12 protein-coding genes are annotated in these 13247 nt (G+C 54.8%); 9 read left to right on the forward strand and 3 right to left on the reverse strand.

Going from position 1 to position 13247, the window contains the following annotated elements; translation table 11 throughout:
• Nucleotides 1–62: 62 nt before the first annotated feature.
• Entirely contained in the window at nucleotides 63–1541 is a 1479-nt protein-coding gene (locus IV433_RS25310) for a PepSY-associated TM helix domain-containing protein (RefSeq protein ID WP_195816394.1), read from the forward strand.
• 166 nt (nucleotides 1542–1707) lie between these two features.
• Nucleotides 1708–2832, forward strand: a complete 1125-nt coding sequence (locus IV433_RS25315) for an SLC13 family permease (RefSeq protein WP_195816393.1) — start codon at nucleotides 1708–1710, stop codon at nucleotides 2830–2832.
• On the opposite strand, the gene pdxR is transcribed toward IV433_RS25315, so the two are convergent.
• A complete protein-coding gene (pdxR, locus tag IV433_RS25320) occupies nucleotides 2825–4300 on the reverse strand; it encodes a MocR-like pyridoxine biosynthesis transcription factor PdxR (protein WP_195816392.1) in 1476 nt (491 codons plus the stop codon). The two genes, IV433_RS25315 and pdxR, sit on opposite strands and share 8 nt — an antisense overlap.
• Before the next feature lie 100 nt (nucleotides 4301–4400).
• Here pdxR and IV433_RS25325 point away from each other — a divergent pair, with 100 nt between their 5' ends.
• Nucleotides 4401–4856: a rhodanese-like domain-containing protein gene (locus tag IV433_RS25325; protein ID WP_195816391.1), complete on the forward strand. Its 456-nt coding sequence runs from the start codon at nucleotides 4401–4403 to the stop codon at nucleotides 4854–4856.
• A gap of 8 nt (nucleotides 4857–4864) precedes the next feature.
• On the opposite strand, the gene flk is transcribed toward IV433_RS25325, so the two are convergent.
• Nucleotides 4865–5914, reverse strand: coding sequence for a flagella biosynthesis regulator Flk (flk, locus tag IV433_RS25330; protein ID WP_195816390.1), 1050 nt, complete (start codon nucleotides 5912–5914; stop codon nucleotides 4865–4867).
• A 231-nt stretch (nucleotides 5915–6145) separates the two neighbouring features.
• Nucleotides 6146–7051 (reverse strand): DMT family transporter, encoded by a 906-nt coding sequence (locus IV433_RS25335; RefSeq protein ID WP_195816389.1) that lies wholly within the window; start codon nucleotides 7049–7051, stop codon nucleotides 6146–6148.
• A 128-nt stretch (nucleotides 7052–7179) separates the two neighbouring features.
• On the opposite strand from IV433_RS25335, the gene IV433_RS25340 reads away from it, so the two are divergent.
• The 6 genes from IV433_RS25340 to accD all read left to right on the forward strand — a co-directional run bounded on the left by IV433_RS25340 (nucleotide 7180) and on the right by accD (nucleotide 13082).
• A complete protein-coding gene (locus tag IV433_RS25340; protein WP_195816388.1) occupies nucleotides 7180–7986 on the forward strand; it encodes an AraC family transcriptional regulator in 807 nt (268 codons plus the stop codon).
• Between the two features lie 89 nt (nucleotides 7987–8075).
• Nucleotides 8076–9203, forward strand: a complete 1128-nt coding sequence (pdxB, locus tag IV433_RS25345; protein WP_195816387.1) for a 4-phosphoerythronate dehydrogenase PdxB — start codon at nucleotides 8076–8078, stop codon at nucleotides 9201–9203.
• Nucleotides 9204–9330: 127 nt separating this feature from the next.
• Nucleotides 9331–10341: an aspartate-semialdehyde dehydrogenase gene (locus IV433_RS25350; RefSeq protein ID WP_195816386.1), complete on the forward strand. Its 1011-nt coding sequence runs from the start codon at nucleotides 9331–9333 to the stop codon at nucleotides 10339–10341.
• Nucleotides 10342–10343: 2 nt separating this feature from the next.
• The gene (gene truA, locus IV433_RS25355; protein WP_195816385.1) at nucleotides 10344–11174 is read left to right on the forward strand and encodes a tRNA pseudouridine(38-40) synthase TruA; all 831 of its coding nucleotides are present in this window, start codon (nucleotides 10344–10346) and stop codon (nucleotides 11172–11174) included.
• A 59-nt stretch (nucleotides 11175–11233) separates the two neighbouring features.
• The gene (locus tag IV433_RS25360) at nucleotides 11234–11902 is read left to right on the forward strand and encodes a DedA family protein (protein ID WP_195816384.1); all 669 of its coding nucleotides are present in this window, start codon (nucleotides 11234–11236) and stop codon (nucleotides 11900–11902) included.
• A gap of 262 nt (nucleotides 11903–12164) precedes the next feature.
• The gene (gene accD / locus IV433_RS25365) at nucleotides 12165–13082 is read left to right on the forward strand and encodes an acetyl-CoA carboxylase, carboxyltransferase subunit beta (protein WP_195816383.1); all 918 of its coding nucleotides are present in this window, start codon (nucleotides 12165–12167) and stop codon (nucleotides 13080–13082) included.
• Nucleotides 13083–13247 lie beyond the last annotated feature (165 nt).

The following is a 13247-nucleotide window of genomic DNA, read 5'->3' on the forward strand; positions in this document are numbered from 1 at the left end:
CAGGTTAACGACGATTTTTCGCCGTTAGCGATGTGCTATTTGAAATTCAGGAAATCAGATTTATGAACCAGCCTGCAAATCTGCGTGCAAACGCGGGTGAAAAACTGTCTGCGCAAACCGCGTTTCTGGCCCTGCTGCGGCGGCTGCATTTTTATATTGGTCTGTTTGTCGGGCCGTTTATTTTCGTCGCTGCGCTGACCGGCACGCTGTATGTGCTGACGCCGCAGTTCGAAAATTACCTGTATGCTGACGCGCTATTCACCGATTCACAGGGTGCATCACAGCCGCTTTCACGCCAGACAGAGGCGGCGATAAACGTGGCGGGGGTAAATCCAAAAATTTATGCCGTCAGACCCGCGCCGGAACGCGGAGATACCACGCGGGTGATGTTTTCTGATCCGCAGCTGGGCGCGTCCAAAAGCCGGGCAATATTCATCGACCCGGTGACGCTGGCGGTAAAAGGCGAAATGACAGTTTACGGAACCAGCGGGATTCTGCCGTTCCGCACCTGGCTGGATGATTTACATCGCGGGCTGTTACTGGGCGATATTGGCCGCGTGTACAGTGAACTGGCCGCCTCGTGGTTATGGGTAGCCGCGCTGGGCGGCGTCGTTCTCTGGTTCACCGGACGCAGAAAACCCCGAACGTCACGCAAGCTGAGCGAAAAAATTGAAAAGCAGCAGCGCAGCCGCCACTGGCACAGCACGCTGGGCGTGATTCTGCTGGCCGGACTGTTGTTCTTTTCCGCGACGGGGCTGACGTGGTCGCAGTGGGCAGGGGACAATATCGGTGTCTTGCGTGCCTACATGGGCTGGATGACACCGGCGGTCAAAACCAGTTTATCTCCTGAGTTAGTGGCTGCCCCGGCAGACGAACATGCAGAACATCATGCACATATGGCCGACATGCCCGATATGCCTGGTATGGACATGTCGGGTGATGTGATGCCCGCCGCACCGGCCACTGTGGCGGTTTCCACGCTCACTTTCGATGGCGTTGTTCAGGCGGCAAGGGCGTCAGGTATTGAGGCGCACCGGATAGAAATCCGCCCGGCTTATACCGCCGGTAAAGCGTGGACGGTGACGGAAGTTGACCGCAGCTGGCCGACACAGGTTGATGCGGTTTCCGTGGATCCGGCTTCATTACAGATTACCGATCACGTGCGTTTTGCGGACTTCCCGCTGCTGGCGAAACTCACGCGCTGGGGCGTTGATGCTCACATGGGCATCCTGTTTGGCGTCTGGAATCAGGTCATTCTGGTTGCCTTTGGCACCGGGCTTTGCGCGATGATTGCTTGGGGATACCGGTTGTGGTGGCTGCGCCGTCAGGGCGATGCCGGCAGCAGCAGCCCGGCCATCACCTTGTTGCAAACCTGGAAACGGGTGCCTTTTGCCCTGCAATGCCCGATAGCGCTGGTCACTCTGGGTTTAGCCATTTCATTGCCGGTCATGGGCGGCAGCCTGCTGATATTCCTGATGATTGATATTGTGCGTTGGCAGCGTCAGAAAAAGGCGCTGAAAACGGCCTCAGCCCTGAGCTGAATTCGGGCTTTTTTGAGGTGAATTCCCTTCCGGCACTGCAATATTTGCAGTGCCGGTTTTTTATTTGCGCGATGCCTCGGGGAAATCACTTTTGGAGTGGCAGCAATTAATTTCTTCGGGTAACGTCAGCGCATCGGATAACCGGCTTTTTTGATTAAGAAAAACCATGCTTACAACGGCTTTCAGCACAGTTTTTAAACCCTTTCTTCGCGACAGATTCTTGCATCTTCTGGTGTTGCTGGGCGTCGTCCTGACGCTCTTCCAGACTGAGAAAATCATGCAGTTTCCGCAGTTCGTCGACTGGGACACCATCATCACCTTGCTCGGCCTGCTGATGCTGACCAAAGGCGTTGAGGTCAGCGGCTACTTTGATTTTGTTGGCCGCAAGATGATTAACGCCATCGACAACGAACGCAGGCTGGCGCTGTTTCTGGTCACGGCTGCCGCCGTGCTTTCCACCTTTATGACCAATGACGTCGCGCTGTTTATCGTGATCCCGCTGACGATTACGTTGAAAAAACTGACGTCGCTGCCGGTTACGCGGCTGATCATTTTCGAAGCACTGGCGGTGAACGCGGGCTCTTTACTGACACCGATTGGCAATCCGCAAAATATCCTTTTATGGAATAAATCCGGCCAGTCATTCCTGCATTTTATCGGGCAAATGGCTCCGCTGGCGCTGGTAACGCTGGTTGCATTGCTGATTGTCACCGGCTTTTGTTTCCCGTCGCGCAGCCTTAAAAAAACGGCGAACAATCAGGGCTATCCGTTTCAGAAACGCCTTTTAGCCAGCTGCGGTGTGTTGTATGTCGTGTTTATAGCCTGCGTGGATCTGGGGCTGGCGCTGTACGGATTGCTCGCGGTGATTTTGTGTTTTCTGCTGCTGGCGCGAAAAGTCCTGCTGCGGATCGACTGGCCGCTGATTCTGGTGTTTATCGTGATGTTTATCGATGTACGCCTGATTGTCGGTTTAGACGTTTTACAGCCGGTCTTCGCGCGCATTCACGGGCTGCCGGATTACGGACATTATTTGCTGAGCATCGGTTTATCTCAGGTGATCAGCAACGTTCCGGCGACGATCCTGATGATCAACTATCTGCCTTCCGGCCCGTTACTCGCCTACGCCGTGAACGCCGGTGGCTTTGGTCTGGCGATGGGATCGCTGGCTAACCTGATTGCGCTGCGTATGGCGAATGACAGAAAAATCTGGCTGAAATTCCACTTTTACTCTTTCCCGTTTCTGCTGTTCAGCGGTCTTGCCGGCTGGTTCCTGCTTCCGTTAGTCAGCTGAGCGCGCCGGTATCGAGAGCGGCCAGCCGGTTAACGGCGAAGGTGATTTCAGCGGGCGTAAGGGCTGAAAAGCCCAGAAGCCAGCCATCACGATGCAGCGCATGCGGTTCGCTCTGATTGAGAAACAGCGGTGAGAGGCGTGGTGTTTCAACACCCGCTTTTGCGGCCAGTGCGCTGAGCCGCTGCTCTTGTCCGGCGGGCAAATGCGCCGCAAGTTGTAAGCCTCCGGCTGCAACCTGCGGGGTCAGCCAGTCAATTTTTTGCCTGATTTGCTCCAGCAGATGATCGCGGCGGCTGTGATAAAGCTGGCGGGAAAGACGCAGGTGCGAGGCGAAATGACCGCTTTGCATAAATTCAGCGGTTACCGCCTGCATCAGCTGTGAAGAATGGCCGTCACTGACGGTGCGCAGCGTCACCATCGGTGCGACCAGTGACGGAGGCAGCACGATATAAGCCAGACGCAGCGACGGGAATAAAACCTTCGAGAAGGTGCCCAGATAAATAACCTGCTGATGCTTATCCAGCCCCTGCATGGCCGGAAGCGGGCGTCCGTCGTAATGCAGTTCGCTGTCGTAATCGTCCTCGATGATCCAGCTTTCGTGACGTCTGGCGTAATCCAGCAAATGCAGACGGCGGGGCAGACTCAGGCTTACGCCGGTCGGATAATGGTGAGAAGGCGTGAGATAGATCAGGCGCGGCGAAGGAGAGTCGGCAGCAGGATTGATGCCCTGTTCATCCACCGGTATTGCACAAAGGCGCGCACCGGCACTGGTAAACGCATTGCGCGCTCCCGGATAACCGGGTTCCTCAAGCCAGACCGTATCGTTGGGATCAATCAGCAACATCGACAGCAGTTGCAGCGCCTGCTGGGAACTGGTGGTGATCATGATGTGATCAGCGGAACACAGTACACCGCGTGACTGTTGCAGATAACTGGCAATCGCCTCGCGAAGGGGCAAATATCCCTGCGGATCGCCATATCCCAGCAAACGTTCGCCGTGTGTACGCAGCTGTTTACCGGTGATTTGCTTCCAGATTTTCAGGGGAAACGCGCGTAAATCCGGGGAGCCTGCTGCAAAAGCCCTGGGAAATTGCGGGTCGTTACAGCCGCCGGTTGCCACAATATTCCGGCCACGTGCTGAAAGCGTGGAAAGTTTCACCGGTGCGCTGCCATTCGCACGCGGTGCGGAAGGGCGGGGAAGCGACTGGCTGACAAACGTGCCTTTTCCGGTCTGGCGCTGCAAATACCCTTCGGCCTCTATCTGCGCATAGGCCGCTTCTACGGTAATGCGTGAGAGTTTTAAATCGGCAGCCAGCACTCGTGAAGAAGGAAGTCGCTGCCCGACGGTCAGCGCACCGGTATTAATGGCCTGCCGCAGAACTGAGCAAAGCCGGTCGCGCAGGCCGGACATTTCGGCCGCGTTTTCAAAAAGAGTAATCAGTGCTGATGGTTGGGGCAGGGTAGCCATAATGGGTCTTATTGATAGGCGATAATTGGTATTAATCATAAGGCCAAAAACAGAGATGATGAACCTGTTTTCAACACAGTAAATTGCAGAGGAAAATTTTATGTCGCAGACGTCTTATGTTCTGGCTTACGAACCGCCTTCCCCCGAAGTCAGCGCAGCCTATTTGCAGTCAAAGCTGAGCTTTTATACCGATGCCGCGGATGTGGCAGCCGATTTACAAAATGGCGTGACCGGCATTGTGGTTATTGATACCCGTTCTGCTGAACATTATGCGCGCGGTCATGTGCCCGGTGCGGTCAGTTTTCCCCATAAAAATATGACGGCAGAAAGCACCCGTGATTTCAATAAAGACGTGGTGTATGTGACGTATTGCGACGGGATTGGCTGTAACGGTTCTACGCAGGGCGCGTACAAACTGGCGAAGCTGGGGTTCCGCGTGAAAGAAATGATCGGCGGGCTGGATTTCTGGACTCGGGACCGGCATCCGGTCGTGAAAGGCGAAGCGCGCGGAGTTTATCCGGCGGACTCCGCCCCTGAAGATTGTGGCTGTGCGTGAGCAGCGGCTTAAAAGACCGCCCACAGCAACAGTACGACGACCACAAAAGCGATAAACACTAACGGCTTGCCGCCGAGCGCCTGCATGGAAGGCGGCAACATGGCCACGAAAGGATTCATGATCGGCTGCGGATCGGTGCGCGAAACGGTGGCAAAGCTGTCATCGATGTCTTCCGCGCGCGGGGAACGGTCAACGCGCTGGCTGAACAATACGCCAATCAGGTCGCTGAACTGAACCGGCGTCAGCGGCGTCGATAATGTCGCGCTGAAACGGTTTTCTACATACTCGGTGAGCTGACGTATTTCGTGCGTGCTGGCAGGTTGTTTCAGTACGCTCAGCAGCGTGGTCAGCGTCGGCGCAGTGGTTTGCTGGCTGAGTGACGCTTTCACCTGCATGAACTGGCTTAACAGCTGAAAATGCTTCGCCGGGATCGAATCTCCGACTTTTACGCCCACCAGATTGAACAGTTCCTGCCAGACTTTCACCGGCGCTTCACCGGTCGCCGCGCTGAGACGAGTGACCAGTTGTTGCAGGCTGTTATGTTCCGCAGGCAGCAACGGACGATCGGTGACCGGCGTCTGCTGGGGTTGCGGAATATTCATCTGGCGTGTCTGGATCAAATCCAGCACTTGCTGAAGCTGAGGATGTGTCAGCTGGCTCAGAACAGTATGACCAAAGTTCTGACGAATAAAATCGCTGACAGCCTGACGGTTATTGCCCTGCGGCAGCAGCTCGGTCAGCTGCAACATCAGCTGGCGGGTCGCGTGGCTGTCCTGCGCCTGGGTCAGTTTCCCCTGCAATAACGTCTGCGCCTGAGGAAATTGTGATGAGGTGATTTCTGCGCCATGAGGCAGCGAAAGATCGTGGCGCAGGTTGGCCCAGATCTCAGCAGATTTTATGGGAGTCAGAGCCATCAGCTTCACAATCAGCTTTTCCAGCGTGGTGCGCTGTGCCGGTGTGAGCGGTAATTCGCCTCCCGGTTTAACCGGAACGGTCTGACCCTGGGGCTGTGTTCTGTTGTCGCCAACCGGCATGCCCGGGCCGCTCAAAGGTTGCATATCACCGTCCTTCGCTGGAAATTTAAACGTCGCTTGATGAGTAAGCGCGGCGCAAAGCGCAGAAGCGCCTCATCATACCTGCAAAGTGTTTTAACCGACACCGTGAATAGCAGCCCGGTGAACATTCATGAGGATATTGTTTCTGAAAACGGCGGGTAAAAACATCTTACTGTACGCAAAAGCGTAAAAGGGGAAGATGCCATCCACCTGAACGGGGGATGGCACTGAGGTTTAACGCGTTTCTTTTTGCAGTTCGCCCGGTTTGCGGCCAAACAAAGGCTTGCGCAGACGCTGTGCGAGGATAACGCCGACCAGCGTGATGCCGCCGCCGATCAGATGGTAGCTTTGCAGGTGTTCATGCAGGAACAACACCGCAATGATTGCCGTGAAAATGGGTGACAGGTTCATGAAAATAGAGGCTTTGTTCGCACCGAGGCGGATAACGCCCTGGATCCACAAAAAAGGCGCAATGATTGACGCCGGGATCCCCGCGAAAAGCACCAGCGGAATGTTGTGTACGGTCAGGCTGACATCTTTCGCCATCAGGAAGTTAGGCAGCAGCAGTAAGACGCCGAAAATGATCTGCACGTACAACGATTGCCAGTTAGGCAGCGGGATCGCCCAGCGCTTGGTCAGCACGCCATACAGCGCGTAGGACGCCGACGCGGCAAACATCATCAGTTCCCCGGTGCCAATACCGTGTTGCAGCAACTGCGCCGGATCCCCTGCGCTCACCAGCCAGATGAGTCCGCCGAGAGAAACAATGCTGCCCACGGCCACGCCAACCGTCGGTACCACGCTCAGCACAAACAGGCCGATAAGCACCGTCAGCAGTGGGATCAGGGAATTGAGGATCCCCATAAACAGGGCGCTGACGCTGTGCGCGGCGTAATACGCCAGGCTCTGATAAAGCACCATTCCGAGCAGGCCGAAGATCAGCAGTTTCCACCAGTATTGTCTGACGGCTTGCAGATTACGCAGAACGCCGGGCAGGATAAAAGGTGTCAGCGTCACCAGCGCCAGAAGCCAGCGGTAGAAAGAGATTGCAGCCGGATCTATCGCACTTGAAGCCGCCTTGCTGACGACCGCATTCAGTGACCAGATCAGCACGGCCAGCAGCGGAAAAAGTACATTCATTGGAAATTGTCCCTGAGTAAATCGTAACGCAAGTGTACGATTGTCTTATTTGTTAGATATAACGATAATCAGACAACTGTTCACGCAATTAAGACAATCGCAATATCGCTCACAGACAAAAGGATTTTATGCCAGCTCCACGTGCTTCATCTCAGCAACCATCCTCTCCCCGCTATTATCCGCCGTTGCCGGAAAAAATGCCGGTGACACTGTTGTTTCGCGGCGAGATCGTTGAAGGGAATTCCGAGTATGTGCAGCATTCCCATCCGTGGAGCCAGATTATCTGCGTGAAGTCCGGCGTTCTGGCGATGCTGGTGGGAGGGAAGCGCTACCTGGCACCGCGCGAGTTTGCGATCTGGGTGCCTGCCGGTGTGGAGCATTCCAGCTATAACCGCAAAACGACGCGATTTTGTGCGATTGATATCGCTCCGGCGCTGGATAAAGATCTGCCTTCCACGCCGTGTTTGCTGACACCGACGGCCATATTCAATGCGATTGCGGATGACTGCTTTTCGCGCAATATGTCGGAGCCGGTCACTGAGGCGGACCTGCGTATGTGCCGCGTGCTGCTGGACCAAATCAGTCTGGCACCGCGTCAGAATACCTATCTGCCCACTTCCGAAGATAAATTACTCTCGCCGGTGCTGAATGCGCTGGAGAAAAATCCGGCAGATAATACGCCGCTGGCGCAATGGGCGACGCAGGTTTATACCACCGAAAGGACGCTTTCGCGCCGCTGCCAGCAGGAGTTAGGCATGGGATTTGCGGAATGGCGTCAGCGGTTGCGTTTTCTGCATGCCATCTCGTTGTTAGAACAGGGCAAAACCGTACACGAGATTGCGCTGGATGTGGGATACAGCTCGGCGTCGGCGTTTATCGCCATGTTCCAGCACATTTCCGGCACCACGCCACAACGTTTTCGTAACGACAGGTAAACCCGGTTGGGATCTCATTTCATATCGTGGCAAAATCAGTGTCCTCTTTATTTTCTATTCTTTCTTAGGCCTTGCTGCCGGAGACAAACGTGAAAATCCTGGTTGATGAAAATATGCCGTATGCCGTCGAGCTTTTTAGCCGGCTGGGGAACGTGCAGGCCGTGCCTGGCCGCCCAATTCCACAAGATGCGCTCAATGATGCTGATGCGCTGATGGTGCGGTCCGTGACGAAAGTGAACGAAAGTTTGCTGGCGGGAAAACAGGTGAAATTTGTGGGTACCGCAACAGCGGGTACCGATCACGTTGATGACGCATGGCTTGCCACTCAGGGTATTGGCTTCTCGGCGGCGCCGGGTTGCAATGCGATTGCGGTGGTGGAATATGTCTTTTCTTCACTCCTCATCCTTGCGCAGCGAGATGGTTTTCAGCTGCGCGACAAAACGGTCGGGATCATTGGCGTCGGTAATGTGGGTTCGCGCCTGAACGCCCGTCTGGAAGCGCTGGGTGTCCGTACGCTGCTTTGCGATCCGCCGCGCGCCGATCGTGGCGATGCCGGTGAATTCTGGCCGCTGGAAAAACTGGTCGCCGAAGCCGATATTCTGACGTTCCATACTCCGCTGAACATGTCAGGCCCATATGCCACGCATCATCTGGTCGATGCGGATTTACTGGCGCGTCTGCCGGCCGATCGCATTCTGATTAACGCCTGCCGCGGTGAAGTAGTCGACAACGCCGCGCTGCTGGATGCGCTGAACGGCAGCAAAAAGCTGACCGCCGTGCTGGATGTCTGGGAACCTGAACCTGATTTGTCGCTGGCATTGCTCGATAAAGTCGCCATCGGTACCGCGCATATCGCCGGTTACAGTCTGGAAGGGAAAGCACGTGGCACCACGCAGGTTTTCGAAGCGTTCAGCCAGTTCATCGGACAACCGCAAACCGTGCCGCTGGAATCCCTGCTGCCTGCGCCTGAATTTGCCGAAGTGACCTTACGTGGCGCGCTCAGCGAAGCCAAACTGCTGCGGCTTATTCACTTAGTGTATGATGTGCGCCGCGATGACCGGCCTTTGCGCCGTGTCGCCGGGAAACCGGGCGAATTCGATAAGCTGCGCAAGTTCTATGAAGAACGCCGCGAGTGGTCGTCTTTACGTGTTATTTGCGATGATGCAGCGACGGCAGACGTCCTGAAAAAGCTCGGATTTAACAGCCAGCCAGGCTGATTTAAATCCCGTCTTAACACGGCCTTAAGCTTTTTAGCCTACAGTGACGCGATAACTATTTGAAAGCAGGGCGGTGATTATTCATCGCCCCTTGTATTTGTACTTTTATTTTCTGGAGAAAACCAACATGTCTGATGGCTGGAATATTGCGCTGCTTGGCGCGACGGGCGCAGTCGGTGATGCGTTACTGGAATTATTGGCTGATCGTCAGTTCCCGGTTGGTGAGCTCTTTCCGCTGGCCAGCGACCGCAGTGCGGGTCAGACCGTGCGCTTTAATGGCAAAAGCCTGCGCGTGCAGCTGGCATCCGAGTTTGACTGGTCACAGGTTCAGCTGGCGTTCTTTGTTGCCGGTACCGAAGCCTCGACGTTATATGCCGAAGAGGCCGCCAATCAGGGTTGTCTGGTGATTGACAGCAGCGGTCTGTTCTCCCTCGAAAACGATATTCCGCTGGTGGTGCCGGGCGTGAACCCGGACGCGCTGTCCCATTACCGTAACCGTAATATCGTGGCGGTTGCCGACAGTCTGACCAGCCAGCTTCTGACGGCGATCAAGCCGCTGACCGAACAGGCCGGGCTTGCCCGTCTGCATGTTACTTCTCTGCTGTCCGTTTCCGCGCTGGGTAAAGCCGCCGTGGACGATCTGGCCGGGCAAAGTGCCCGTCTGCTCAACGGTATCCCGGCAGAAGAAGGCATTTTCACCAAGCAGCTGGCGTTTAACCTGTTGCCGCTGGTGAGCGACGAAGAGGGCAGCGTTCTTCAGGAACGTCGTCTGGTCGATCAGGTTCGCAAAGTTCTGCAAAATGACGGCCTGCCAATTTCCGTCAGCTGTGTGCAGTCACCGGTATTTTACGGTCATGCGCAGGTTGTGCATCTCGAAGGTTTGCGTCCGCTGTCTGCGGAAGAAGCACGTACTGAACTCGAACGTATCGATGATATCAGCCTCAGCGAAGAAGATGATTTCCCGACACAGGTCAGCGACGCTTCCGGTAACGCGAACCTGAGCATCGGTTGTATCCGCAATGACTACGGCGTGCCTGAATTACTGCAATTCTGGTCAGTGGCAGACAACGTGCGTTTCGGCGGTGCCCTGATGGCGGTTGAGACCGCAGAAAAACTGATTAACGAATACTGGTACTGATAATGTCCGATGATGTAATTACTGACGTCGCAGCTCCGGTTATTGCGGGGCGCGTGGCGTTAGGCATTGAGTACAACGGCAGTGAATATTACGGCTGGCAGAGACAGCAGGGCGCGGCGAGCGTCCAGGAATGTCTGGAAAAAGCCCTGAGCCGCGTGGCGGATGCGCCGATTGTGGTGCTCTGCGCCGGACGTACCGACGCGGGTGTCAGTGCCACCGGGCAGGTGGTGCATTTCGATACGCCGGTTTTGCGCAAAGATGCCGCATGGACGATGGGCGTTAATACCCATCTGCCGAAAGATATTGCCGTGCGCTGGTGTGCCAGTGTTCCTGAAGATTTTCATGCACGCTTCAGCGCCACCGCACGCCGTTATCGTTACGTGATTTACAATAATCGCTACCGTTCGGCGATTTTGCATACCGGTGTGACGCACGTCCACATGCCGCTTGATGTCGAAAAGATGCAGCTCGCCGGGCAGGCATTGCTCGGGGAAAACGATTTTACGTCGTTCCGTGCGTCCCAGTGCCAGTCGCGCACGCCGTGGCGCTATGTGATGCATCTGAATGTCAGCCGCCACGGCAATTATGTGGTGGTGGATATCAAGGCGAATGCCTTTGTGCATCATATGGTGAGAAATATTGTCGGCAGTCTGGTCGAAATCGGTGCCGGAAATCAGCCGGTAGGCTGGATGGCTGAATTGCTGGCAGCGAAAGACCGCAATCTGGCGGCGGCGACCGGAAAACCGGAAGGGTTGTATCTGGTATCTGTTGATTACCCTGAGAAATTTGCATTGCCTCAGGTCAATATGGGCCCCTTGTTCCTGGAAGATTAAGGAACAGTACACGTGATTTTTACGCCACGTTTTAAAGAACACATGGGACGGTAAATCAAATGAGTTTTATCCACTTTATTATTGATTTTATTCTTCATATTGATGTGCATTTAGCGGAGCTGGTTGCGCAGTACGGCATCTGGGTTTACGGGATTTTGTTCCTGATCCTGTTTTGTGAAACGGGTCTGGTGGTGACACCGTTTTTACCGGGCGATTCGCTGCTGTTTGTGGCGGGTGCGCTGGCGGCATTGCCGAGTAATGACATTAACGTACACGTGATGGTGTTGCTGATGGCAATTGCGGCGATCCTCGGCGATGCGGTGAACTACACTATCGGACGGGTGTTTGGTGAACGGCTGTTCAGCAATCCGGATTCGAAAATTTTCCGTCGCAGTTATTTAGATAAAACGCACAAGTTTTACGAGAAACATGGCGGCAAAACGATTATTCTTGCGCGCTTCGTGCCAATCGTCCGGACTTTTGCGCCGTTTGTCGCGGGCATGGGGCATATGTCCTACCGCCACTTTGCGGCCTATAACGTGATTGGTGCGCTGATTTGGGTGCTGCTGTTTACCTACGCGGGCTACCTGTTTGGCGATCTGCCCATTGTTCAGGAAAATCTGAAATTGCTGATTGTTGCCATCATCGTGGTTTCGATTCTGCCGGGCGTGGTAGAAATCTGGCGGCACAAACGCGCAGCGGCGAAAGAAAAGCGTCAGCAGGATTAATCTGCGGCGATTTTTTGCGCAAGCGCTTTAAAATTTAAGACATTAAACCAGAGGGTGGACCAGTTTTTTATCCACAGTGTCTGGCCGTTATGGTTTAATGAGCGACAATTTATGGTCTGTTCCTGCGAACAACCCTTCTGCGATGCGGTGTGTAAGGTTTTTTGACACTCCGTGCGCAGGCGTATTTGGGTAGGTTTCAGGGGACTTGTTACAGCATGAACAGCGGACTGGCTTCGGCCGGGTTCAAACAGAAAGGTTATCGATGAGCTGGATTGAACGAATTCTTAGTAAGAGCACTGACTCGCAAACCCGTAAGGCAAGTATTCCTGAGGGCGTCTGGACTAAATGTGACAGCTGCGGGCAGGTTCTTTACCGCGCCGAGCTTGAGCGTAACCTCATGGTTTGCCCTAAGTGCGACCACCATATGCGTCTTACCGCGCGTATGCGTCTGTCCACTTTCATGGACGAGGGTAGTGAGGTTGAATTAGGCAGCGAGCTTGAGCCTAAAGATGTTCTGAAGTTTAAAGATTCCAAAAAATACAAAGATCGTCTGGTTGCTGCACAGAAAGAAACCAACGAAAAAGACGCCCTGATCGTCATGAAAGGCACGCTGTTCGGCATGCCAATCGTGGTGGCTTCTTTTGAATTTGCCTTCATGGGCGGTTCAATGGCGTCGGTGGTGGGGGCTCGCTTTGTGCGTGCCGTTGAACAGGCGATGGAAGATAACTGCCCGCTGGTATGCTTCTCTGCCAGTGGCGGTGCGCGTATGCAGGAAGCGCTGATGTCGCTGATGCAGATGGCGAAAACCAGCGCCGCATTGGCGAGATTGCAGGAACGCGGTCTGCCGTACATTTCCGTACTGACTGACCCGACCATGGGTGGCGTTTCTGCCAGCCTGGCAATGCTGGGTGACATCAACGTCGCTGAGCCGAAAGCGCTGATCGGCTTCGCCGGTCCACGTGTTATCGAGCAAACAGTTCGTGAAAAGCTGCCGCCGGGCTTCCAGCGCAGTGAATTCCTGATTGAGAAAGGCGCGATTGATATGATCGTGCGTCGTCCGGACATGCGCGCCAAACTCGGCAGCGTTCTGGCGAAACTGACCGGGCAACCGGAGCCGAATGTGTCTGACGTCCATTCTGCTGTCGACGGCTCTGCCGCTGACCATCATCAGGATGCCTGATCGGACGAGGTAAAAGCCGGTCAGCTTTTCGGGCGGTAACCTGTTGTATGCCGCCCGGCACCTCCTGGCTGTGCTTTTACTCTTCGTCAGTTCTGACAAAGAGGGCATTGCCTGCTATCACAGTCTGGTGATGTAGTGTCGAAGTGAACCTAACTCAGGTTGAAC

The sequence above is a fragment of the Rahnella laticis genome, from assembly GCF_015644585.1.
GTDB classification, from domain to species: domain Bacteria; phylum Pseudomonadota; class Gammaproteobacteria; order Enterobacterales; family Enterobacteriaceae; genus Rahnella; species Rahnella laticis.

Excerpts from the sequence above, each read along its gene's own strand:
- IV433_RS25310 (WP_195816394.1), top strand. The coding sequence starts at position 63 with ATGAACCAGCCTGCAAATCTGCGTGCAAACGCGGGTGAAAAACTGTCT.
- IV433_RS25315 (WP_195816393.1), top strand. The coding sequence starts at position 1,708 with ATGCTTACAACGGCTTTCAGCACAGTTTTTAAACCCTTTCTTCGCGAC.
- pdxR (WP_195816392.1), bottom strand. The coding sequence starts at position 4,300 with ATGGCTACCCTGCCCCAACCATCAGCACTGATTACTCTTTTTGAAAAC.
- IV433_RS25325 (WP_195816391.1), top strand. The coding sequence starts at position 4,401 with ATGTCGCAGACGTCTTATGTTCTGGCTTACGAACCGCCTTCCCCCGAA.
- flk (WP_195816390.1), bottom strand. The coding sequence starts at position 5,914 with ATGCAACCTTTGAGCGGCCCGGGCATGCCGGTTGGCGACAACAGAACA.
- IV433_RS25335 (WP_195816389.1), bottom strand. The coding sequence starts at position 7,051 with ATGAATGTACTTTTTCCGCTGCTGGCCGTGCTGATCTGGTCACTGAAT.
- IV433_RS25340 (WP_195816388.1), top strand. The coding sequence starts at position 7,180 with ATGCCAGCTCCACGTGCTTCATCTCAGCAACCATCCTCTCCCCGCTAT.
- IV433_RS25350 (WP_195816386.1), top strand. The coding sequence starts at position 9,331 with ATGTCTGATGGCTGGAATATTGCGCTGCTTGGCGCGACGGGCGCAGTC.
- truA (WP_195816385.1), top strand. The coding sequence starts at position 10,344 with ATGTCCGATGATGTAATTACTGACGTCGCAGCTCCGGTTATTGCGGGG.
- IV433_RS25360 (WP_195816384.1), top strand. The coding sequence starts at position 11,234 with ATGAGTTTTATCCACTTTATTATTGATTTTATTCTTCATATTGATGTG.
- accD (WP_195816383.1), top strand. The coding sequence starts at position 12,165 with ATGAGCTGGATTGAACGAATTCTTAGTAAGAGCACTGACTCGCAAACC.